An 18,566-nucleotide genomic window follows, 5' to 3' on the forward strand; every position below is an offset into this window, starting at 1 on the left:
CCCCCTCCCATGACTTTTCTTGACGCCATAGCCTTGCGTCCCGGGCGTCGTCTGCCCGTGGTATTGCAGACCGAAGCGACTGAATGCGGCCTGGCTTGCCTGGCGATGATTGCTGGATACCACGGGCATCGGGTCGATATGCTGGATTTGCGCCGCCGTTGCAGCGTCTCCCTCAAAGGAATTGCCCTCAAACAACTGATCAATAGTGCTCAGCAACTGCAACTGGGTGCTCGTGCTGTCACGTTGGATGTGGGCGGCCTCGGCCAGCTCAAGCTACCTTGTATCCTGCACTGGAACTTCAACCACTTTGTCGTACTCAAGGCGGTCGATCGGCAAGGCGTGGTTGTACATGATCCTGCGCGTGGGCTGCGCCGGATCAATCATGAAGGTTTATCTCAAAGCTTCACCGGTGTCGCACTGGAACTGTGGCCGAACAGCGGTTTCGAGCTGCAAGAAGACAAACCAAGAATCAAACTCCTGAACATGATGGGGCGCATTAGCGGGCTGTACCGCTCTTTGGTGCAAGTACTGCTGCTGGCACTGACGCTCGAGGTCTTTTCCCTGATCACCCCGTTCTTGCTTCAGTGGACGATCGACAACGTCATTATCAGCGCCGACCACGATCTGCTCAGTACATTGGTACTGGGCTTTACCTTGTTATTGTTGATGCAACAAGCGGTCAGCGGCGTGCGTGCCTGGGTCATGATGCATTTGAGTACGCTGCTTTCCGTGCAGTGGCGTGCGAATGTCTTCAGCCACTTGTTACGGTTGCCCAGCCAATACTTCGAGAAGCGCTACTTGGGAGATGTGGTGTCGCGTTTCGGCGCGGTAGACACTATTCAGCAAACGCTGACGGCGGCGTTCCTATCGGCGATTCTCGACGGTCTTATGTCCGTCGCGACCCTTGCAATGATGCTGCTCTACAGTCCAGCCCTGGCCGCTATCGCGATCGCCACTATGCTGCTGTATGCCGTTGGTCGCTGCCTTTGGTATCGACCGCTGCGCAATGCGACCGAAGAGCAAATCATCCATGCCGCACGCCAGCAAAGCCATTTTCTGGAAACAGTGCGTGGCATTCGCCCCTTGAAACTGTTTCAGCGCCAGGAAGAGCGTCGTTCAGCCTGGCTTGGCTTGTTGGTGGAGCAGATCAACGCTGGATTGCGCACGCAAAAGCTGCGGTTGCTCTATCAACAATTAAATGGGTTGCTGTTTGGTATTGAGAACCTGTTGGTGATCTGGTTTGGCGCAAGCATGGTGATAGATGGCCAGTTCAGTGTCGGGCTGTTGATCGCGTTTATCGCCTATAAAACGCAGTTTGATACCCGAGTAGGTAACTTGATCGACAAGTTTTTCGAGCTGCGTATGTTGCAACTGCAGGGCGAACGGCTGGCAGATATTGTTCTGCACCCACCGGAAACAACCGTTTCCAGTGTCGACCTGCAGACACTCATGGATTGTGATGCGAGCATTGAAATCCAGGGACTGCACTACCGCTATGCCGAGCAGGAGCCCTGGGTGCTGGACAACCTTGACCTGCACATTGCTGCGGGTGAGTCGGTGGCTATCGTTGGCCCGTCCGGTTGCGGCAAAAGCACGCTGATGAACGTCATGCTCGGTATCCTGCCGGCCACTCGGGGGCAGATTCGTATCGCCGGTATCGAAATGGCGCAACTGGGCCTGGATGGTCTGCGGCAACTGGTAGGTACTGTGACTCAGGACGATGTGCTGTTTGCGGGATCTTTGCGCGATAACATCAGTTTCTTCGACCTCAACGTGGATCAGTCCTGGTTGATCGAATGTGCCCGGATCGCGTCGATTCACAGTGACATCCTAGCCATGCCGATGGGTTACAACACGTTGGTGGGGGACATGGGCACGGTGCTCTCCGGGGGGCAAAAGCAGCGCGTGCTGCTGGCCAGGGCACTGTATAAGAAACCACGAATACTCTTCCTGGACGAGGCCACTAGTCACTTGGATGTCGCATGTGAACAGCGCGTGAATCAGGCCATTCAGGGGTTGCGAATTACGCGCATCATGGTTGCCCACCGCCCTGAAACCATTGCCTCTGCGGACCGTGTCATCCGGATTCTGGCCGGTAGGGTGGTGCATGACGATGCTGACGGACCAACGAATAGCGCACATACCGCGAACACTTCGCCAGCGATGAAACAGGGCCAGGCATGAAGCGATTATCCTCGGTCTTGATGATGGCCTTGCTGTGTTGTTCACGTTCTGCATGGGCCTTTGAGCCAGACGTTTTTGACACTGCACGCAACGTTTCCCGGCAAGCGGTGTATGACGATGCACGTGGCGAGCTGCCGTGTAGTTTTGGCCGGTTACCTGAACGTTTGCCGTTAGCGCAAGTGGTCGAACGGATTCTGTGCCACGACCCACAGACGCGTCTCAGTTGGGCCAACGCCAAGGCTCAGGCTGCCCAGGTTGGGCTCAGCCAGGCGGCGTATCTGCCGCGCCTGGATGGGCGCGTTAGCAGTAGTCGCGGCAATGGTCGGGTTGACTACGATGAGCCGGCCTTGCGTTCTGGTGAAGGGCACCGGCGGCGTGACAGCGCCAGTCTTGAGCTCAGTTGGGTGTTGGTGGACTTCGGTCGACGCGGGGCCGCCTTGCGCAATGCCCGTCAGTTGCTGGTGGCTGCCAACGCTACCCAGGACGCCATGTTGCAGCGTACTTTTGTTGAGGCGGCGCAGGCTTATTACGATGCCTTGTCAGCTCAGCGCAGCTTGGCCGCATCGGTGCAAATCACCGAATTGGCGGCTCGCAATCTGGAAGCGGCGGATGCCAAATACAAAGCCGGTGCGGCCGCACTTTCTGATCGCTTGCAGGCCCAAACAGCGTTTTCCCAGGCTAATTTGCGCCAGATCCGCGACCGTGGAGCATTGCATAACGCTTTGGGCGTGATTGCCTTGCGCATGGGGCTATCACCCCAAACGACTCTGCAGTTGGCGGGTGACCTCACGCCACTGCCGGACACTCAGTTCCTGCAGGCGGTCGATGAGTTGTTGACCCAGGCGCGTCAGGATCACCCGGCAGTACTCGCCGCACACGCTAGGCTCAGGGCCGCTCAGGCCGCCGTTGATGAGCGGCGCGCTGCCAACTTTCCGAGCCTGGCACTGACCGCCGACCTGACGTACGCGCGTAGCCAGCAATCGAAGATATTCAATGGCGATGAGCGTGAGCGGGACCGCAGTATTGGTTTGCAGTTGAGCATCCCGATCTTTGAGGGTTTTGGCCGGACCTACCAGATCCGCCAAGCACAAGCCCGTGTAGACGCGGGCCGAGCAGAACTGGCTGAGGTCGAGCAAGAGGTCGCGCTAGACCTGTGGGCCAGCTACCAGACGTTGAATGTTGAGACCCAGAGTCTGCAGCGCACCAGCGAATTGGTCGATCAATCGCGCCAGTCGCTGGAGGTTGTCCAGGGCCGTTATCACTCCGGGGTGGGTAGCATGATCGAGTTGCTCAATGCCTTGACCGCGTATTCCGGTGCTGAGCAAGAGCATATTCAAACTCTCAGCCGCTGGCAGACATCACGCCTCAGGCTGGCGGCCAGCCTTGGTCGACTGGGATTCTGGGCGTTGTAATGCTCGCTGCCTGGGTCGATTCGGCGTCAACGCCAACAATTCGGGGCTTGGTCATCCCCATATTTTTCTATTCGAGTCCAGGTCGTGGAGCCAGATAGAGAAAAGCCTGCAGAGATGCAGGCTTTTTTACTTGGGATTTGACCCGGTTATCCAAACGCGTAGCGCAATTCCCATGGAAAAAACCAGGCAGTCACCTTGAATTGAAAGCGGCTGCGCGCTTCAGGCCAAGACTTAGGGTGCGGCTGAGCGATTCTTTCCCTGCGTACACGGATTAAAAATCTGACTAATGCTCTCGCTGGTCCCTACATAGGCGTGGGTCCCTGGTACCGCCACAGCCGAGTAATTTTTGCGATCGGTGACCTGGATAAAATTTCCTTGCGCAGCTGTAAAGCTTTCAGTGTTTGGCGGCACTAGCACTTTCAGGAACTGGTTTTTTTTGTCGAGGGCCAAGGCACCTCCGACGGTAACTGGCGCCAGCATGGCGGCCCAACGGTCACTGAACAGGTAGAAGGGATCGGCTGCGGCCCTGCCACTTTGCAGGTGGGCACACTGCACATCGCTGGCGTTGATGACTTTTGCTTGTTGGTAGATGCCGCCTTTATAGACGGCCAGCACCAGCTTGGTCTTGGTTAGCACACCCAGGCCTTGCGTGGCTCGGCACACTTGCAAATCACCATAGGGAAATAAGCACCAGTTGGTTTCGGTGATGGTGACGATTTCGTCTGCGCTGAGCTTCAGATCGCGTTCAATATTGGCGCGCGCTTCCGGGGTTTCGTAGGGAATGGCGCATGCGCTTAATAGTGCTGCGAGGGTGAGGGCGAATAGCGGAGTTCTCATCAAGCGTCCTTTGCTGTTGGAAGGTACATGTAAATGAAGAATGATTTTTTTTCATATCTGATACTGACGGAATGTTCATTCTGTGTTGGTGGTCAGTCCTTTGAGGTGGAGGCGGGCAATCGCACCACTCAAAGGCAAGCACTGAGCAGAGAGGCAATTGCTTTTTTTAAGACCTTGCCTATTCGACCGTCAGTGCTAAAGAGGTCGTCCCAACAGCACGAACATTCCTGAGTTCTTTCGCAACAACAGCAGAGCTCAGTTAGCGCAATCGGTCGCCAAACGCTGCTAAATGGGGAGCCCCCGAAGCATTCATTAAATCACAAAAGTCGTTGTGAGCAATTTTGGAAAAGTCGCACTGAATCGATGCCAGGCAGTATGCATTCAAGCCATTGAGCACCACGCGAGCCTGGTAGAGCCTAAGGCTCGTCCGCGTCTGTCGCTTCATCTTCATCGGCTGTGTAGCAGCTGTCACCGCTGCGCCTGCCATCAGGGTAGACAATAAACCCCCCGCGGCCTTTGTGACATTCGTGCAGATACACCGGCGAGAGCTCTCGTTGCTTATCAACGTGCGCATTCAAACGAGCGATATAAATACCCACCGAAACCGACACGCAAACAATCAGCGCCATACAGGCTACCAACTGGTTGGTATAGCTGGCACCGACGTCATCAGGAGGTGCTGGCGACATAACACGACCCTGTCTGCTCAACGTTCTGGCCAACCAGAAACCAGCTGCTGCCTCCCAGGCGTGTCCGTTGAGCTTGCGGCGGCAGTATAGCGACCATCAGCGCGAGGAAAATCAAGGCTAACAGGGCGCCTTTGATCATCGAAGGCAGGTTCATGGCAGTGACGAGCTCTGGATAAGAAGAGCCTCAGCTTAAGCAGCAGCGGGTTAACGTCAGGTAAACATCCATAGAAATTGCTCAACCTCCGTTATGCTTCAACCCTCTGTGCAATACCTGTCCGAGGCATTTCCCCGTGCATATTCACCTGCTGCTGGTCGAGGACAACCTTGATCTGGCCACCACCGTCATCGAGTACCTGGAAATCAGCAGCATCGTCTGCGATCACGCCAGTAATGGCCAAACCGGGCTTAACCTGGCACTTGCCCAGCACTACGACGTGATTCTCCTGGACATCATGCTGCCCCGGCTGGACGGTCAGCAGCTATGCGAGCGTTTACGCCAGCAAGGCATCCAGACGCCCATCCTGATGCTGACCTCGTTGGACGCGTTGTCCGATAAGCTCGCCAGCTTTGCTGTTGGGGCCGAGGACTATCTGGTCAAGCCGTTCGAACTGGCCGAGTTGGTGGCCAGGATTCGCGCCCTGAGCCTGCGGCGCAGCGGCCAAACCAATCGTCTGCAAGTCGACGACCTGGTAATGGAGCTCACCACCCGCAAGGTCAGCCGCGCCGGGCAAGAGCTGCATTTGTCACCCATCTGCTGGAGCTTGTTGGAGCACCTGATGCGCGCCAGTCCTGAACCTGTGCCCCGAGAACGCCTGGAAGCAAAAGTCTGGGGCGATGAGCCACCCGACAGCAATACGCTCAAAGTACACATGCATCGGCTGCGCAAGGCGGTAGACAAGCCCTTCGGCCGGCCGTTGATCCATACCCTGCCGGGTGTCGGCATTCAGGTAAAACCCCATGCGTAATGGCCTGAGCTTGAAATGGGTGATCAGCGGCAGTTTCCTGTTTCTGATTGCGGTGGTGCTGGTGATCTACAGCAGGCTGCTGCCTGAATTTACCGTGCGTGGCCTGTTCTATACCGCCAGCGCGATGATGGAAGAGGAAGCCCAGTACTTCGTCAGGCACTACAAGCAGGACCCGACCACGCCGACTCCGCACAATTACTTCTATACCAGCGTCATCGGAAAGGAGGCGTTGCCGCAGAACATCCGCCAGATGCTTGATGTACCGCCGAGCCTGTCCTTCGGCGCGGTGCATATCTTCGGCGATCTGTACTCCGATGATGACGACGCGCCGGTCCAGATAATCCTCGAACAGCCCCTGGGTGATGGCAAAACCCTTTATATGTATGACATCGACCATGATCAGGAAGTAGGAGGTGAGGTCGAGACCCCGCTGTCCGACGCCTATTTTGATCAGGTCATACAGAGCGTCACATTCATCAGCCTGGCGGTATTCGTACCGGCGTTGATCATCATCGCCTTGCTGGTGTGGTGGTTGGTCCGCCCGCTGGGACGTTTGGTCCAATGGTCCGGGACGCTGAAAAACCCTGAAGCCCTGGCCAGCGAACGACCAGGTTTCAGCTTCAAGGAGTTCAATATGCTGGCCGACGCCCTGGCCAAAAGTGTCGAGCAGGTGCAGGCCGCCAGCCAGCGTGAAGGCCGCCTGTTGCGCTACACCAGCCATGAACTGCGAACGCCACTGGCAGTGCTCAAGGCCAATATCGAACTGTTGGCCCTGCAGTCCGGCGGTGTCCTGCCATCCTCCTTGCAGCGTATCGAGCGTTCCGTGCTGAATATGCAGCTTATCGCCGAGACATTGCTGTGGATGAGCCGCGAGCGTCCCGAACCGTTGCCCGAGGAAGACATTGACCTGAGCGAGTTGGTGGGCGAACTGATTGAGAAACACCGCTACCTGATCGGTAACCGGGACATCGAGCTGAGCATCGACATCCACAATGAACCTTGCCGATTACCCCCCACCGCGTGTCGCATCGTGATCGGCAACTTCCTGCGTAATGCGCTGCAATACGCGGAAGAGGGCAAAGTAGAAATCAGCTTCAAATACCCTCGGCTGCTTATTACCAACCACATTCAGGAGGCTAAGCCGCAAGAGGAATCCAGCGATTTTGGCTACGGTCTCGGGTTGCAGTTGATGCATCAGTTATGCGCAAAACTGGGCTGGCATATTGAGGTGATACGCGAGCAACAACGTTTCACCGTCGTTCTCGATGTCACCAGCTTGCGGGCCGTCGAGTCAGCCCGTTAACGGCTGACTGCGAGGGTGTTCGCCGCTATTGTTGGAACTGGGCTGGCGTGCCGTGACGAACGGGGGCTGCCGTAGAGGCGGCGATGTCCCAGGTCAGCAGCAGGTGGTTGATCGCCGCATTGATCTGATCATGGGGCGTGTTATCCCGTGCCTGGATCGACACGCCTTGCAGGAAGCAATCAAACACGGTCGCCATCGCCTCTGCATTCAGCGTGTCCGGTAACTGACCGGCACGAATCGCCCGCTGCACACACGCAACAATCCCCGCCCGGGTTCGCGCCCGTGACTGGGTCAGCGCATCCACCACCCGCGCATGTTCCGGGCTCGGCGCGCTCATCACCCCCAGCGTCACCATGCAGCCCTTGGGGTGGGCGTTGTCGCACTGCATGCGCGCTGACTGGCGCAATGCGGTTTCGACGGCCTGACGTGGCGGCAGGCTTTCATCCCACAGGCATTCGGTGACCTGGGCGTAGGTCGCCAGGTAGCGCTGTACGCATTCATCGAACAGCGCTTCCTTGGAGCCGAACGCCGCATAGAAACTCGGCGCGGAAATACCGCCGCCCAGGCCAGCCTTGAGCTGCGCGAGGGAAGTGGCGTCGTAGCCGTGTTGCCAGAACAGGTGCATGGCCTGTTCCACCGCGTGGTCGCGGTCGAAGTTACGGGGGCGGCCCATTTGTGCCATGGCGAAAGTCCTCTGGGGTAACGAGATAAATACTAGTCGATACATAAGTCGTTGACAACGCGGTGTTGTGCCGCGCAACATTTGTATCGATCAGTATTAAAGTCAGCCAAGGAGTTTCCCGTGACACCTTCACTCAGCTTATCCGCGTCGTCTGAACGCCTGCCCATCGGTGCCTTGCTCGCCTTGGCCATGACCGGCTTCATCTGCATCGTCACCGAAACCCTGCCCGCTGGGCTGTTGCCATTGATCAGCGCTGGCCTGGAGATTTCGCCGTCCATGGCCGGGCAGATGGTCACCGCTTATGCGCTGGGCTCGGTGCTGGCGGTGATCCCTATGACCATCGCCACCCGTGGCTGGCGCCGGCGCAATGTGCTGCTGCTGACCATCGTCGGGTTCCTGCTGTTCAACTCCATCACTGCGTGGTCGTCCCACTATGGCGTGACCCTGGTGGCGCGCTTCTTTGCGGGTGTTGCGGCGGGGCTGGCCTGGAGCCTGCTGGCGGGTTACGCGCGGCGTATGGTTGCGCCTCATCAACAGGGCAAGGCGCTGGCGTTGGCGATGGTCGGCACGCCGATTGCGCTGTCACTGGGCGTGCCGCTGGGCACCTGGCTCGGAGGCTTGGTGGGCTGGCGTAGCACGTTCGGCCTGATGTCGGCGCTGACCCTGGGGCTGATCGTGTGGGTGCTGGTGAAGGTCCCGGACTACCCACCGCAGCCCGCGCACCAGCGCCTGTCCTTGGGTAAAGTGCTGACCACACCCGGTGTGCGCCCGGTGCTGGCGGTGGTGATCAGCTGGATGCTGGCGCACAACATGCTGTACACCTACATTGCCCCGTTCGTTGCACCGGCGGGTTTGGCGGACCGGGTCGACCTGGTGCTGCTGGTGTTCGGCGTTGCCGCGTTGGCAGGCATCTGGCTGACGGCTCGTTTGGTCGAGCCGCTGTTGCGCAAGACTGTGTTGGTGAGCCTCGGGGCATTCGCGGCGATCTGCGTGGTGTTCGGTCTTCTCGGCAGGCAGCCAGAAGTGCTCTACCTCGGCGTGGCGGTATGGGGCTTGAGCTTTGGCGGTGCGGCCACCTTGCTGCAAACCGCCCTGGCCGATGCCGCAGGTGACGGTGCGGATGTGGCGTTGTCGCTGAACGTGGTGGCGTGGAACAGTGCGATTGCCGGCAGTGGTGTCGTCGGCGGGGTGCTGCTGGATCGTTGGGGCGTAGCCGCATTTCCGTGGGCGATGCTGATGTTGGCCATCGTCGCGCTGCTGATCGCCTGGTCGGCGCATGCCCATGGTTTCAAGCCGGGACGGCGGTCTGCCAATGGGCCTGGGGCGGTGGGGCACTGAAGGGCCCAGTGCGTAAGCGTGAGCGGTTTGCAAAAGGGCTGCACCGAACCGTTGGGGGTATACTTGCTGCCTCGCGATCGATCCAACCTAAACCCACTGAGATACCTCATGAGCGTCACTCTTCCCATGACCCCCGAACGCAAGCCTGTCGCGCCACTGATAGCTTTTATCATCTTGGTGGCGGGCGCCCTGTTCCTGCAAAACACGGTCGGGGCGCACCAGGTGCTGTTGCTGGTGGTCGGCGCCGCACTGGGTCTGACCCTGTACCACGCCGCCTTCGGTTTTACTTCGGCCTGGCGCGTGTTTATCAATGATCGGCGTGGCGCTGGCTTGCGTGCGCAGATGGTGATGCTGGCGGTGGCGGTGCTGCTGTTTTTCCCGGCATTGGGCGCGGGCACCTTGTTCGGCCAGCCGGTGGTCGGGCTGGTAGCGCCGGCCGGTGTGTCGGTGGTGTTCGGGGCGTTTATCTTCGGGATCGGCATGCAGCTGGGCGGCGGGTGTGCATCAGGCACCTTGTTCACCGTGGGCGGCGGTAATGCGCGCATGGTGGTGACGCTGCTGTTCTTTATCTGTGGCTCGTTGATCGCCACCCACCACGTTGACTGGTGGTTTGCACTGCCGTCGTTTCCGGCGGTTTCCATCGTTAAGAGTTTTGGTGTGCTGCCGGCGTTGGTCCTGAGCCTGGCGGTATTCGCGCTGATTGCAGTGGTCACAGTGCGTCTGGAAAAGCGTCGCCACGGCCAGCTTGAACAAGGCGTGCAAAGCGAGCACCAAGGGCTGCGCCGCTTCCTGCGTGGGCCTTGGCCGTTGGTGTGGGGCGCGGTTGGCCTGGCGCTGCTCAACTACGCCACCCTGGCTCTGGCCGGGCGGCCGTGGGGCATTACCTCCGCGTTCGCGCTGTGGGGCGCCAAGGTCGCAAGTGGGTTGGGTGTGGATGTGGCGAGCTGGGCCTTCTGGCAGATGCCGGGCAATGCCAAGGCCCTGGCCGCACCGGTGTGGGAAGACATCACCAGCGTCATGGATATCGGCATTGTCCTCGGCGCGCTGCTGGCCGCAGGCCTGGCCGGGCGTTTCGCGCCCAGCCTGAATATTCCGGCGCGCTCGTTGATCGCGGCGGTGATCGGCGGTCTGCTGCTTGGCTACGGTTCGCGCCTGGCCTACGGCTGCAACATCGGCGCTTATTTCAGCGGTATCGCTTCGGGCAGCCTGCATGGCTGGGTGTGGCTGGTGGCGGCATTTATCGGCAACACCGTGGGCGTGCGCTTGCGGCCCTTCTTCTTTGCGGGCGAACGACCCCAGGTGGCCTTGAGTGGTTGCTGAGCAGCTCGGCCGTATTCGCCTGGCGCGAGCGGAGGATGCCGTGTTATTGCCCGGCATTGAGCGCTCTGCTGCCCAGGCATTCCGGATGATCGGTCGGCTGGATTGGCTGGCGGATGCCGAGCCGATCAGCTTCGATCGTCATCGGCAGTGGATCGCGCTATCGACCTGTTGGGTTGTTGTCGACGCGCACGCCCAGCCTCAAGGTTTTCTCAGCGCAGAGCGTATGGGTGACGACCTTCATATCCATGAGGTATCGGTGGCTTTGCCGCTGCAAGGCCAGGGGTGGGGGCGAAAACTGATTGAGACGGCGATGGATCATGCGCGCGCCCATCACCTGCGTGCGGTGACGCTGACCACCTTTGAGCACGTGCCGTGGAATGCGCCGTTCTATCGGCGCCTAGGCTTTCAAACCCACCAGGATCAGCGCTTGGCCAACATCCTGGCGCAGGAGTATGCCCTAGGCTTTGAACCGGGGAGTCGATGCGCAATGGCCTGGCACCCGGGGCTATGTCCGCAGCCGTCCACTCGGTGAGCTCGCAGGCTAGCGCTTCAGCTGGGCGTTTCAGCACCGGTCGTTGACTCTGGATTGGCCTGCGCTTCCAGCTTCGCGCGGTCCGCTTTACTGATGTATTTCTCTTTGCTTTTCGGCGCCAATTTAGCGCTGGCCTTTTTGGCTTTGGCCTTGAATAGCTGTTGCAGTTTTTTCTGGCGGTTCATGTCTTTTTTGCCTGATGGATAAAGGCTTGGATGATATCAGTTTAAAAACCGCACCAAGTCGGCCGCTTTCTCGCCGATCATGATCGCGGCGGCATTGGTGTTGCCGGTAACCAGCGTCGGCATGATCGACGCATCGGCGACCCGCAAGCCTTGCAGGCCGTGAACCCGCAATTGATCGTCGACCACGGCCATGGGGTCATTGCCCATTTTGCAGGTACCCACCGGGTGAAACACGGTCCCCAGGTTTTCCCTGATCCACTGCTCGATCTGCGCTGTGCTGCTGACGTTCGGCCCAGGCACTAATTCACCCTGCAGGCGTTTGGTAAAGGCTGGGGTTGCCGCCAACCGACGTACCAGGCGAAAACCTTCGACCAAGGTGTGCAAATCATCCGGATGGCTGAGGAAGTTGCCCTCGATCAGCGGCCTGTCCTGTGGGTCGGCTGAGCGCAGGCGCACGCGACCACGGCTTTTGGGATGCATCACCGCGACATGCAAGCTGATGCCATGGCCTACGGGAATCAGGCGTTGGGGCTGGTTCTTCAAGGCCGGAGCCACGATCAAGCCCAACTGCGGGGCGGCGTCGGCGGGGTGGAGGCGTAAAAAAGCACCGGATTCGACGGTGTTCGACGTCAATGGCCCGCGACGCGCTGCCAGGTATTGAAACGGTGCGGCCGCCAGCGGCAACACCCCACGTAGCGACAGCCCGTATCCCAGATCACTGTCGCTGCGGTACATCAAGACAATGTCTTGATGATCCTGAAGGTTTTGCCCGACGCCCGGCAGTTCGTGGCGCTGGGTAATTGCGTGGCGTGCCAGTTCTTCGGCGGGTCCGATACCGGACAGCAACAACAGTTGCGGCGAGTTGATGCTGCCAGCGCAGAGGATTACTTCACGCCGGGCCTTGAGTGTGAACGTGCGGTCTCCCTGGCTGACTTCAACACCCTCGGCGCGAGAGCCATCGAGTAATACGCGATGGGTGAGGGTTTCGCTGAACACGGTCAGGTTGGTTCGCGGCAGCGCCGGGTAGAGAAATGCCCGAGCGGCACTGCAGCGTTCACCGTTGATCTGGGTGACGTGAAACGCGCCATAGCCTTCCTGTTCCGCACCATTGAAGTCGTCGTTGTAGTGCCAGCCCATCTGCGCGCCTGCCTCATGAAACACGGCGTTGACCGGCGCCAGGCTGCGTTGTCGGGCGACATTCAGTCCGCCTTTCTGCCCATGCCAGGGTGAAGGGCCGGGCTCGAAATGCTCGGAGCGCTGAAAGTACGGCAACAGCGCGTCGTAGCCCCAGCCGCGGTTTCCAGCGGCTTCCCATTGGTCGTAATCGCTGCGGTGCCCGCGCACATAGATCATGCCGTTGATTGCACTCGAACCGCCCCAGACTCGCCCGCGAGGGCAGGGGATCGGTTTGTCAGCGCTGCTCGGTTGGGGTTCGAACTGATGCATCCAGTTCCATCGCGGGTTGGCGATCAAGCGGATAATACCCGCCGGCGTGCGAATGTAAGCGCCCGGAAAAAGCTTGCGATCACTGGGCCCAGCCTCCACCAGGCACACAGAAACTCCAGGCTCGGTGGACAGTCGGTTAGCCAGCACACAGCCGGCTGAACCTGCGCCGACTACGATGTAGTCGAACGTGTGCGCAGGGGATTGGGTCATGACAATTACCTCGTTGACGATAAAAAACTTCACAGCCCCAGCAGGGAGCCGACATCCAGCATCACTTGCAGCCCCACCACAAAACCATTGCCGCTCAGTTCCCGCGCGCCGGGGTTGTAGAAATTGTCTGGATTGATCAGGTATTGCACGCTCGGCTCAATGGACAGGTTGCGGCTCAGCGCAACGTGCGCGTTGGCTTCCAGGGCGTAGACGTCCCGTTCGCCCAGGCGCGGGTTGCCGTTGTTGTCGGTCCGTAGCCGCTGTTGGAAAGCCAATTGGTGAGGGTTGACCCGCAGGTAGCTGGCCTTGACGTTGAGCTTGTCCTGGGGCCGGTCGAAGGGCGCGAGGTAGGTCAGCCCGGCTTCGGCAAAATGGCTGAAGGGCTGCTTGTCATCGGCGGCCGCCGACAGCGAACCGAACACCTGCAAACCTTGCAGGTTGGCGCGCCACAGCGTCTGGCGGAGTTTGAAGAAGGCCCCGGCAGTGCCGTGGTCGCTGGCTGCGGTCAACGGGTCGACCTGCCTGGCGGTATTGAAGTAAGCGTTGAGCTCGTATTGCGTGGTGTCATCCCCCGGCTTGCTGCCGAGCCCCAGCAGGACGCTGGTGCCGCTGGCGTCTTCGGTGCTGAAATCCAGGCCGTTGCGTTTTTTCAGGTAGTCCATCGGGTTGGATTCGAACACCCCCGCGTGCACGTACAGGCTGGGGTTTACCTGGTATTTCAGGTAGCCGCCCCAGGCGCCATACGGCGGTGGCAGCACGCCGGTGGACGCGTCGATGATCGGGTCGTTGCAGGTGACCACGGTGTCGCAGTTGTAGATATAGAAATAGCGCCGGGCGTTGGTGCGGCCCACGTGCAGGTCGAGTCGGCCGTCGAGCCATTGGTGTTCGACGGTCAGCAGGCTCAGTTGGTTGCTGGTGATGTCGTTGTGAATCGGCGCCCCGGCAAAGTAGCTGCCGGCAGCGCCTTGCCAGTTGCGTGACGTCGGTTGCCCGGTGCCCTGGTCGAGAATGAACAGGGTTTCTTCGATATGAATGGCGGAACTGTCCAGGCCGGCGAGGGGGCCGAGGTTGATGTCGGCGCCGATGAACAGGTCGCCACTGTTGCCGAAACTGTGGGGCCGCGGGCCGGTATCGAGGTTCTTCATCGACAGGCTCCAGAACTGCACATGGGGCTGGATGCCGTAGCCGGCCAGTTGTTCGCCAAGGTCAGCCAGCGGGCCTTCGGGGGTTTGCGCCCACGCCTGGGGAAGCAGGGATACGGCGAGCAAACAAATGCACAAACGCAGTGGAGTGTTCATGGTCAGGGACTCTTTTTATTGTTGTTGTGACGAGCGGGTGTTTCATTGATGGGCCAGGGACGGCGTGGGGTTGACCAGCACCTTGATCTGGCTCTTGTCGGCAGACAGGCCCTCGAAACCGTGTTCGACGGCATGCTCCAGTGCCACGCTGCGGGTGACGATGCGGGCCAGGTCCAGGCGCCCGCTGGCCAGCAACGCGATCAGTGCCGGGTAGGCATGGCGATAACCGACGCTGCCCAGCAGCCGCAACTCGTGGTTGACCAGATGGAAGGCGTCGATCTGCACCTCACCCATCAATCCCACCAGCACTGCTTCGCCGCCTTTGCGCAGGCAGTGCAGGGCATGGGTCAAGGTCTGTTGGCTGCCGGCGGCCTCGAACGCGGTGTTGATACCGCCGTCGCTCAGGTCGCGCAGGCGCTGCTGCAGGTCAGGGTCGCGGCCATCGAGCGCTTCTCTGGCCCCGAGTTCACGGGCCAGCTGCAAGCGCTGGGGGTTGATGTCCACCGCGTAAACCCGCGCTACACCGCGCAGCCGGGCAAGCATGATCAACAGCAGGCCGATGGGCCCCAGGCCGAACACCACGCAACTGTCGCCGGCTTGCAAACTGCTTTGATTCAGCGCATGGAAGGCCACGGCGGCGGGCTCCAACACGGCGGCTTGCTTGAAGCTCACCACGTCGGGCAATGGATGGAGCATGTAGACCGGCACCACCACCCGCTCGGCAAAACCGCCGTGACCCATCAGCCCGATGAAGCCCATGGACTGGCACAGGTTGTAGCTGCCCTCCAGGCAATACGCGCACGTGCCGCAGCGGTACTCTGGCTCGACCGCCACACGGCTGCCGAGGTGCACGTGGTGGACGCCGTCGCCAAGGGCAACCACCTGGCCGCAGAATTCGTGGCCCAGGGTCATCGGTGCACGGCAACCCGAAAGGGGATGGGGCGTGTGTTGGGGAATCGAGTGCGGGCCGTCCTGGTATTCGTGCAGGTCGCTGCCGCAAATCCCGCAGTAGGCCACTTGCACCAGCACTTCGCCAGGCCCGGGGGAGGGTTCGGGTAGGTCGGTCAGGCGCAAGTCTTTGGCGGCATGCCAACGCAATGCTTTCATGGTTGGTTTCCTTGCAGGATTGGGGTGGCGGGCAATCGACGGCGCAGTACCGCGGGGGCGGTTTCCTTGAGGAACAAGGCCAGCACGGCGGCCAGCAACGCACCGCCACAGGACATCCACATCACGATGGACAGGCCGAATCGATCGGCAGCAAAACCGGCCACGGTCGGCGCGACAAAGCCCCCCACCAGCTCACCAACGCCCATGATCATGCCCAAGGCGGTGGCCATCACTTCGCGGGGAACGGTCTCGGCGGGAATGGTCGCCATAAACAACGTGAAGCAGCCAAGCCCGGTGTAGGTCAGTACCATCAGTACGCCGAGCATCAACGGCGACGGCGCAAACAGCAGGGCCAGCGGGCAGCACGCGGCAACCAGTGAAAACAGCACCAGCGTCGGGCGGCGGCCGATGCGGTCGGAAATCGCCGGTACCCCAAACCCCCACAGCACCCAGGCGGCGCCCAGGCAACTCATGATCGCGCCCATGCTCGAGGGGCTATAGCCGCGAACGCTGACCAGAAACGTGGGGGTGAAGGAGATCAGGATGATGAACCAGGTCAGGAACACGCAGCTGATCAGGGTGCAGAGCACGATATTGCGGCTTCTCAGCAAGGCCAGGCGGTTGCCGGCTGGCTGGTCGCTGACCCTTGGCGCCTGGCGCGGTTCGTCGTTGCGCACATAGCGCCAGATCAGCCAGGCAATCAGCAGCCCTGGCACCAGCGACACAATGAATGCATGGCGCCAACCGTAGGCTTCAGCCAGGGCGATCAACACCGGTGGCCCGATCACAGCGCCCAAAAGCCCCGCCGCCGAACCCTGCAACAACCCCATGTTCAGGCCCCGTCGATGGGGCGACGAGGCTTCGACCATCAACGACTGAGACAGCGGCAGAATCGGCCCTTCGGCCAGGCCCATGATCCCGCGAAACAGCAGCAGGCTGAGAAACCCAGTGACCAGCCCCGACAGCGCTGAGCACAGGGAAAACAGAATGACCGCGATGATCAGCAGCGGCTTGCGCACACCACGGCGGTCTGACCAGGCCCCCACCAACGCGCCGGACAGCGCCCAGGCCAAGGCGAGTACTGAGGACAGCATGCCCAAGTGGCTATTGCTCAGTTGCAGTTCGTTGGCCATGAACGAAAACAGAAACGCGAGGGCCAAACGGTCGAAAAACACGAAGCCAAAAGTGAGGAACAGTACGCACAGCAAGGTGTTTTCGTAACCGGCTTTATTATTGTTGTCAGCCATGTTGGTTCTCCGAAACAACGGGTTTAGCGGAACAGGCGGTCCACCGCGTCAGCGCCCAGGCCTACCTTGTCGTAGTGTTTGCGGCACAGGTCGATGTAGGAGTGCACATCGAAATAGCCGTTGGGCTCACCGGCTTCGTCGAGCCAGATCAGCGGGCCCTTGACGATGAAAAACACGCGCATTGGCTCCGGGTGGTCATAGGCCACCAGCGTGTGGCCTTCGCCCGGGGTCTCGTAGACAAAATCGCCTGCGGTGGCGGTCCAGTCGTGCTCCAGATAGCCCCACTTGCCCGAAAGGGTGTAGGCGAACACTTCGTGGGGGTGGTAGTGCCGATTGACCAGGCCCGCGTGGCTGGACATTAAAATGTCGCACCAGCGGTTTTCGCTGGGGGAAATCCACAGTGGGCGTGAAGATACGGTTTCGGTGAACGGCACATACAGCCGCAAGTCGTCGCTGGCGGCGTTAGGCAGGTACACCTCGGGCTTGGCGTCGGGCTTGAAGCAGTTGGCGATTGGCTGCAGGTCTTTCCAAAATTCGGTACTGGCTGATTCGGGCATGTTCGGCCTCTGCTTGTGGGGGATGCAGGGCCACTTTAGGGCGCTAAGGCGTGGGCAGTTTGATCGCAACCGACCGGATGCTTGCCTGTATCGGACGCGGCTTCGGCCGGGTGTCCGGTGGTCGTTTACGCCGGGGCAATGAGTTGACACTCCGGGTTGTTCAGATATTAATGAGTTCTATGCAAACCCCGAATTTGGCCCTGCCTGGGCCAGGGCAACTTCCCGCTGCCATGAGAAGAATAAAAATGACTCCATGCGCCATGCTCGACACTCGGCGAGCCAGTACCGACAGCATCCCCCTCGACCAGCGCCTGGCCTTTTGGGAGCAATACAACGCGTCCACGCTGGTGGGCCTCAAATGTTCGTCGTACAGCGATGCCGGGTTTACCGCGACCCAGGACAACCTGAGCCTGGACAGCATGCGCCTGGCACATATCGTCGGGAATGAACACGTGGTAGAGCGCGATGGCTCGATGATTCGCGCAGTGCCCAAGGCTTCGATTTTCGTGTCGTTGGTGACGGGCAGCGGTTCGTTTTTCTTTCAGAACGGCCACTGCCAGTTACTGGAGCCCGGCGAGTTGATGGTCTATCGCACCGACAAGCCTTACTTGTTCGGATTTTCCGGGCCGATGCGCCAGTTCATTTTCGATGTGCCCCAGGACGTCTTTGCCAGTCGCTGTTTGAGCCGTTTTGACCATGCGTTGAAAATCAGCGCCCACACGGGCGTGCAGCGCTTGTTGCTGCGCACCCTCGGCGAACGCACCCGCAGCTTTTTCCAACACCCCTTGAGCCAGGATGCGGGGAGCTATCAGGACGACGCATTCGAGTTATTGGGAAACATCATCGCCGGGCAGGTGGGGCACCGCCGGATCAACGCCTTGAGCGCTTCCTACCTGCTGGCCGCCAAACAATGCATTCGGGATCAATTGGCCGACCCGACCTTGAGCTGTGAGCGGGTTGCGGTCCAGACCGGGATCTCTGCCCGGCACCTGGCACGGCTGTTTGCCTTGGAGGACACGCAGCCCCGACGTTTCATCCAGGAAAAACGCTTGCAACTGGCTCACGCATTGTTAAGCAGCCAACAGGTCAGGGGGCTGGATGTGGGCGAGGTTGCCTACCGCCACGGGTTTACTAGCCAGGCGCATTTCTCCCGGGCGTTCAAGGCGCGTTACGGGCAGACCCCCAGTGAAGTGCGTGCGGCCACCTTGGGTAGTTAGCGCGCGACCAAGCGGTGGGCTGGGTCGCTTTTTTGCG

Annotated in this window: 17 protein-coding genes; 8 read left to right on the forward strand and 9 right to left on the reverse strand. The window is 60.0% G+C overall.

The window, feature by feature from the left end:
* Positions 1 to 9: 9 nt before the first annotated feature.
* Together JFT66_RS19160 and JFT66_RS19165 are read left to right on the forward strand one after the other, a co-directional pair.
* Positions 10 to 2,184, forward strand: coding sequence for a peptidase domain-containing ABC transporter (locus JFT66_RS19160; protein WP_080752896.1), 2,175 nt, complete (start codon positions 10 to 12; stop codon positions 2,182 to 2,184).
* Positions 2,181 to 3,596 carry a TolC family protein gene (locus JFT66_RS19165; RefSeq protein ID WP_153838052.1) on the forward strand — a complete coding sequence of 472 codons (1,416 nt, stop codon included), beginning with the start codon at positions 2,181 to 2,183 and terminating at the stop codon, positions 3,594 to 3,596. The genes JFT66_RS19160 and JFT66_RS19165 overlap by 4 nt, the downstream gene beginning before the upstream one ends.
* 231 nt (positions 3,597 to 3,827) lie before the next feature.
* Here the strand turns inward: JFT66_RS19165 and JFT66_RS19170 are convergent, their stop codons facing one another.
* Both JFT66_RS19170 and JFT66_RS19175 read right to left on the reverse strand, forming a co-directional pair.
* A complete protein-coding gene (locus tag JFT66_RS19170) occupies positions 3,828 to 4,433 on the reverse strand; it encodes a hypothetical protein (RefSeq protein WP_198859882.1) in 606 nt (201 codons plus the stop codon).
* 416 nt (positions 4,434 to 4,849) lie between these two features.
* Positions 4,850 to 5,122, reverse strand: coding sequence for a hypothetical protein (locus JFT66_RS19175; protein WP_198859883.1), 273 nt, complete (start codon positions 5,120 to 5,122; stop codon positions 4,850 to 4,852).
* Between the two features lie 290 nt (positions 5,123 to 5,412).
* Between JFT66_RS19175 and JFT66_RS19180 the strand changes: the two genes are divergently transcribed.
* A complete protein-coding gene (locus JFT66_RS19180) occupies positions 5,413 to 6,087 on the forward strand; it encodes a response regulator transcription factor (protein WP_198859884.1) in 675 nt (224 codons plus the stop codon).
* On the forward strand, positions 6,080 to 7,390 hold the full coding sequence (locus JFT66_RS19185; protein ID WP_153838049.1) for a sensor histidine kinase: 1,311 nt from the start codon (positions 6,080 to 6,082) through the stop codon (positions 7,388 to 7,390). Before JFT66_RS19180 ends, JFT66_RS19185 begins: the two co-directional genes overlap by 8 nt.
* 25 nt (positions 7,391 to 7,415) lie before the next feature.
* Here the strand turns inward: JFT66_RS19185 and JFT66_RS19190 are convergent, their stop codons facing one another.
* A complete protein-coding gene (locus JFT66_RS19190; RefSeq protein ID WP_198859885.1) occupies positions 7,416 to 8,072 on the reverse strand; it encodes a TetR/AcrR family transcriptional regulator in 657 nt (218 codons plus the stop codon).
* A gap of 120 nt (positions 8,073 to 8,192) precedes the next feature.
* On the opposite strand from JFT66_RS19190, the gene JFT66_RS19195 reads away from it, so the two are divergent.
* The 3 genes from JFT66_RS19195 (at position 8,193) to JFT66_RS19205 (ending at position 11,262) form a co-directional block, all read left to right on the forward strand.
* Entirely contained in the window at positions 8,193 to 9,410 is a 1,218-nt protein-coding gene (locus JFT66_RS19195; RefSeq protein ID WP_198859886.1) for an MFS transporter, read from the forward strand.
* Between the two features lie 108 nt (positions 9,411 to 9,518).
* Positions 9,519 to 10,730, forward strand: a complete 1,212-nt coding sequence (locus JFT66_RS19200; RefSeq protein ID WP_198859887.1) for a YeeE/YedE family protein — start codon at positions 9,519 to 9,521, stop codon at positions 10,728 to 10,730.
* Positions 10,720 to 11,262 carry a GNAT family N-acetyltransferase gene (locus JFT66_RS19205; RefSeq protein ID WP_198859888.1) on the forward strand — a complete coding sequence of 181 codons (543 nt, stop codon included), beginning with the start codon at positions 10,720 to 10,722 and terminating at the stop codon, positions 11,260 to 11,262. The genes JFT66_RS19200 and JFT66_RS19205 overlap by 11 nt, the downstream gene beginning before the upstream one ends.
* Before the next feature lie 17 nt (positions 11,263 to 11,279).
* Here JFT66_RS19205 and JFT66_RS19210 read toward each other — a convergent pair whose 3' ends face one another.
* From JFT66_RS19210 to JFT66_RS19235, 6 genes are read right to left on the reverse strand one after another with little or no spacing between them, the layout of a single operon-like run.
* A complete protein-coding gene (locus tag JFT66_RS19210; RefSeq protein ID WP_153871010.1) occupies positions 11,280 to 11,447 on the reverse strand; it encodes a DUF2986 domain-containing protein in 168 nt (55 codons plus the stop codon).
* Positions 11,448 to 11,483: 36 nt separating this feature from the next.
* Complete coding sequence (locus JFT66_RS19215) at positions 11,484 to 13,103, reverse strand: GMC family oxidoreductase (protein ID WP_198859889.1); 1,620 nt, start codon at positions 13,101 to 13,103, stop codon at positions 11,484 to 11,486.
* 29 nt (positions 13,104 to 13,132) lie between these two features.
* Positions 13,133 to 14,401 (reverse strand): carbohydrate porin, encoded by a 1,269-nt coding sequence (locus JFT66_RS19220; RefSeq protein ID WP_198859890.1) that lies wholly within the window; start codon positions 14,399 to 14,401, stop codon positions 13,133 to 13,135.
* A gap of 42 nt (positions 14,402 to 14,443) precedes the next feature.
* Positions 14,444 to 15,508: a 2,3-butanediol dehydrogenase gene (locus tag JFT66_RS19225; RefSeq protein WP_034116920.1), complete on the reverse strand. Its 1,065-nt coding sequence runs from the start codon at positions 15,506 to 15,508 to the stop codon at positions 14,444 to 14,446.
* A complete protein-coding gene (locus tag JFT66_RS19230; protein ID WP_198859891.1) occupies positions 15,505 to 16,755 on the reverse strand; it encodes an MFS transporter in 1,251 nt (416 codons plus the stop codon). The genes JFT66_RS19225 and JFT66_RS19230 overlap by 4 nt, the downstream gene beginning before the upstream one ends.
* A 23-nt stretch (positions 16,756 to 16,778) precedes the next feature.
* Positions 16,779 to 17,312: a 2,4'-dihydroxyacetophenone dioxygenase family protein gene (locus JFT66_RS19235; protein ID WP_198859892.1), complete on the reverse strand. Its 534-nt coding sequence runs from the start codon at positions 17,310 to 17,312 to the stop codon at positions 16,779 to 16,781.
* Between the two features lie 245 nt (positions 17,313 to 17,557).
* Here JFT66_RS19235 and JFT66_RS19240 point away from each other — a divergent pair, with 245 nt between their 5' ends.
* Positions 17,558 to 18,529, forward strand: a complete 972-nt coding sequence (locus JFT66_RS19240) for a helix-turn-helix domain-containing protein (protein ID WP_034116917.1) — start codon at positions 17,558 to 17,560, stop codon at positions 18,527 to 18,529.
* The last annotated feature ends 37 nt before the right edge of the window (positions 18,530 to 18,566 follow it).

This window comes from Pseudomonas sp. MF6755, from assembly GCF_016405635.1.
Lineage (GTDB): Bacteria > Pseudomonadota > Gammaproteobacteria > Pseudomonadales > Pseudomonadaceae > Aquipseudomonas > Aquipseudomonas haemolytica.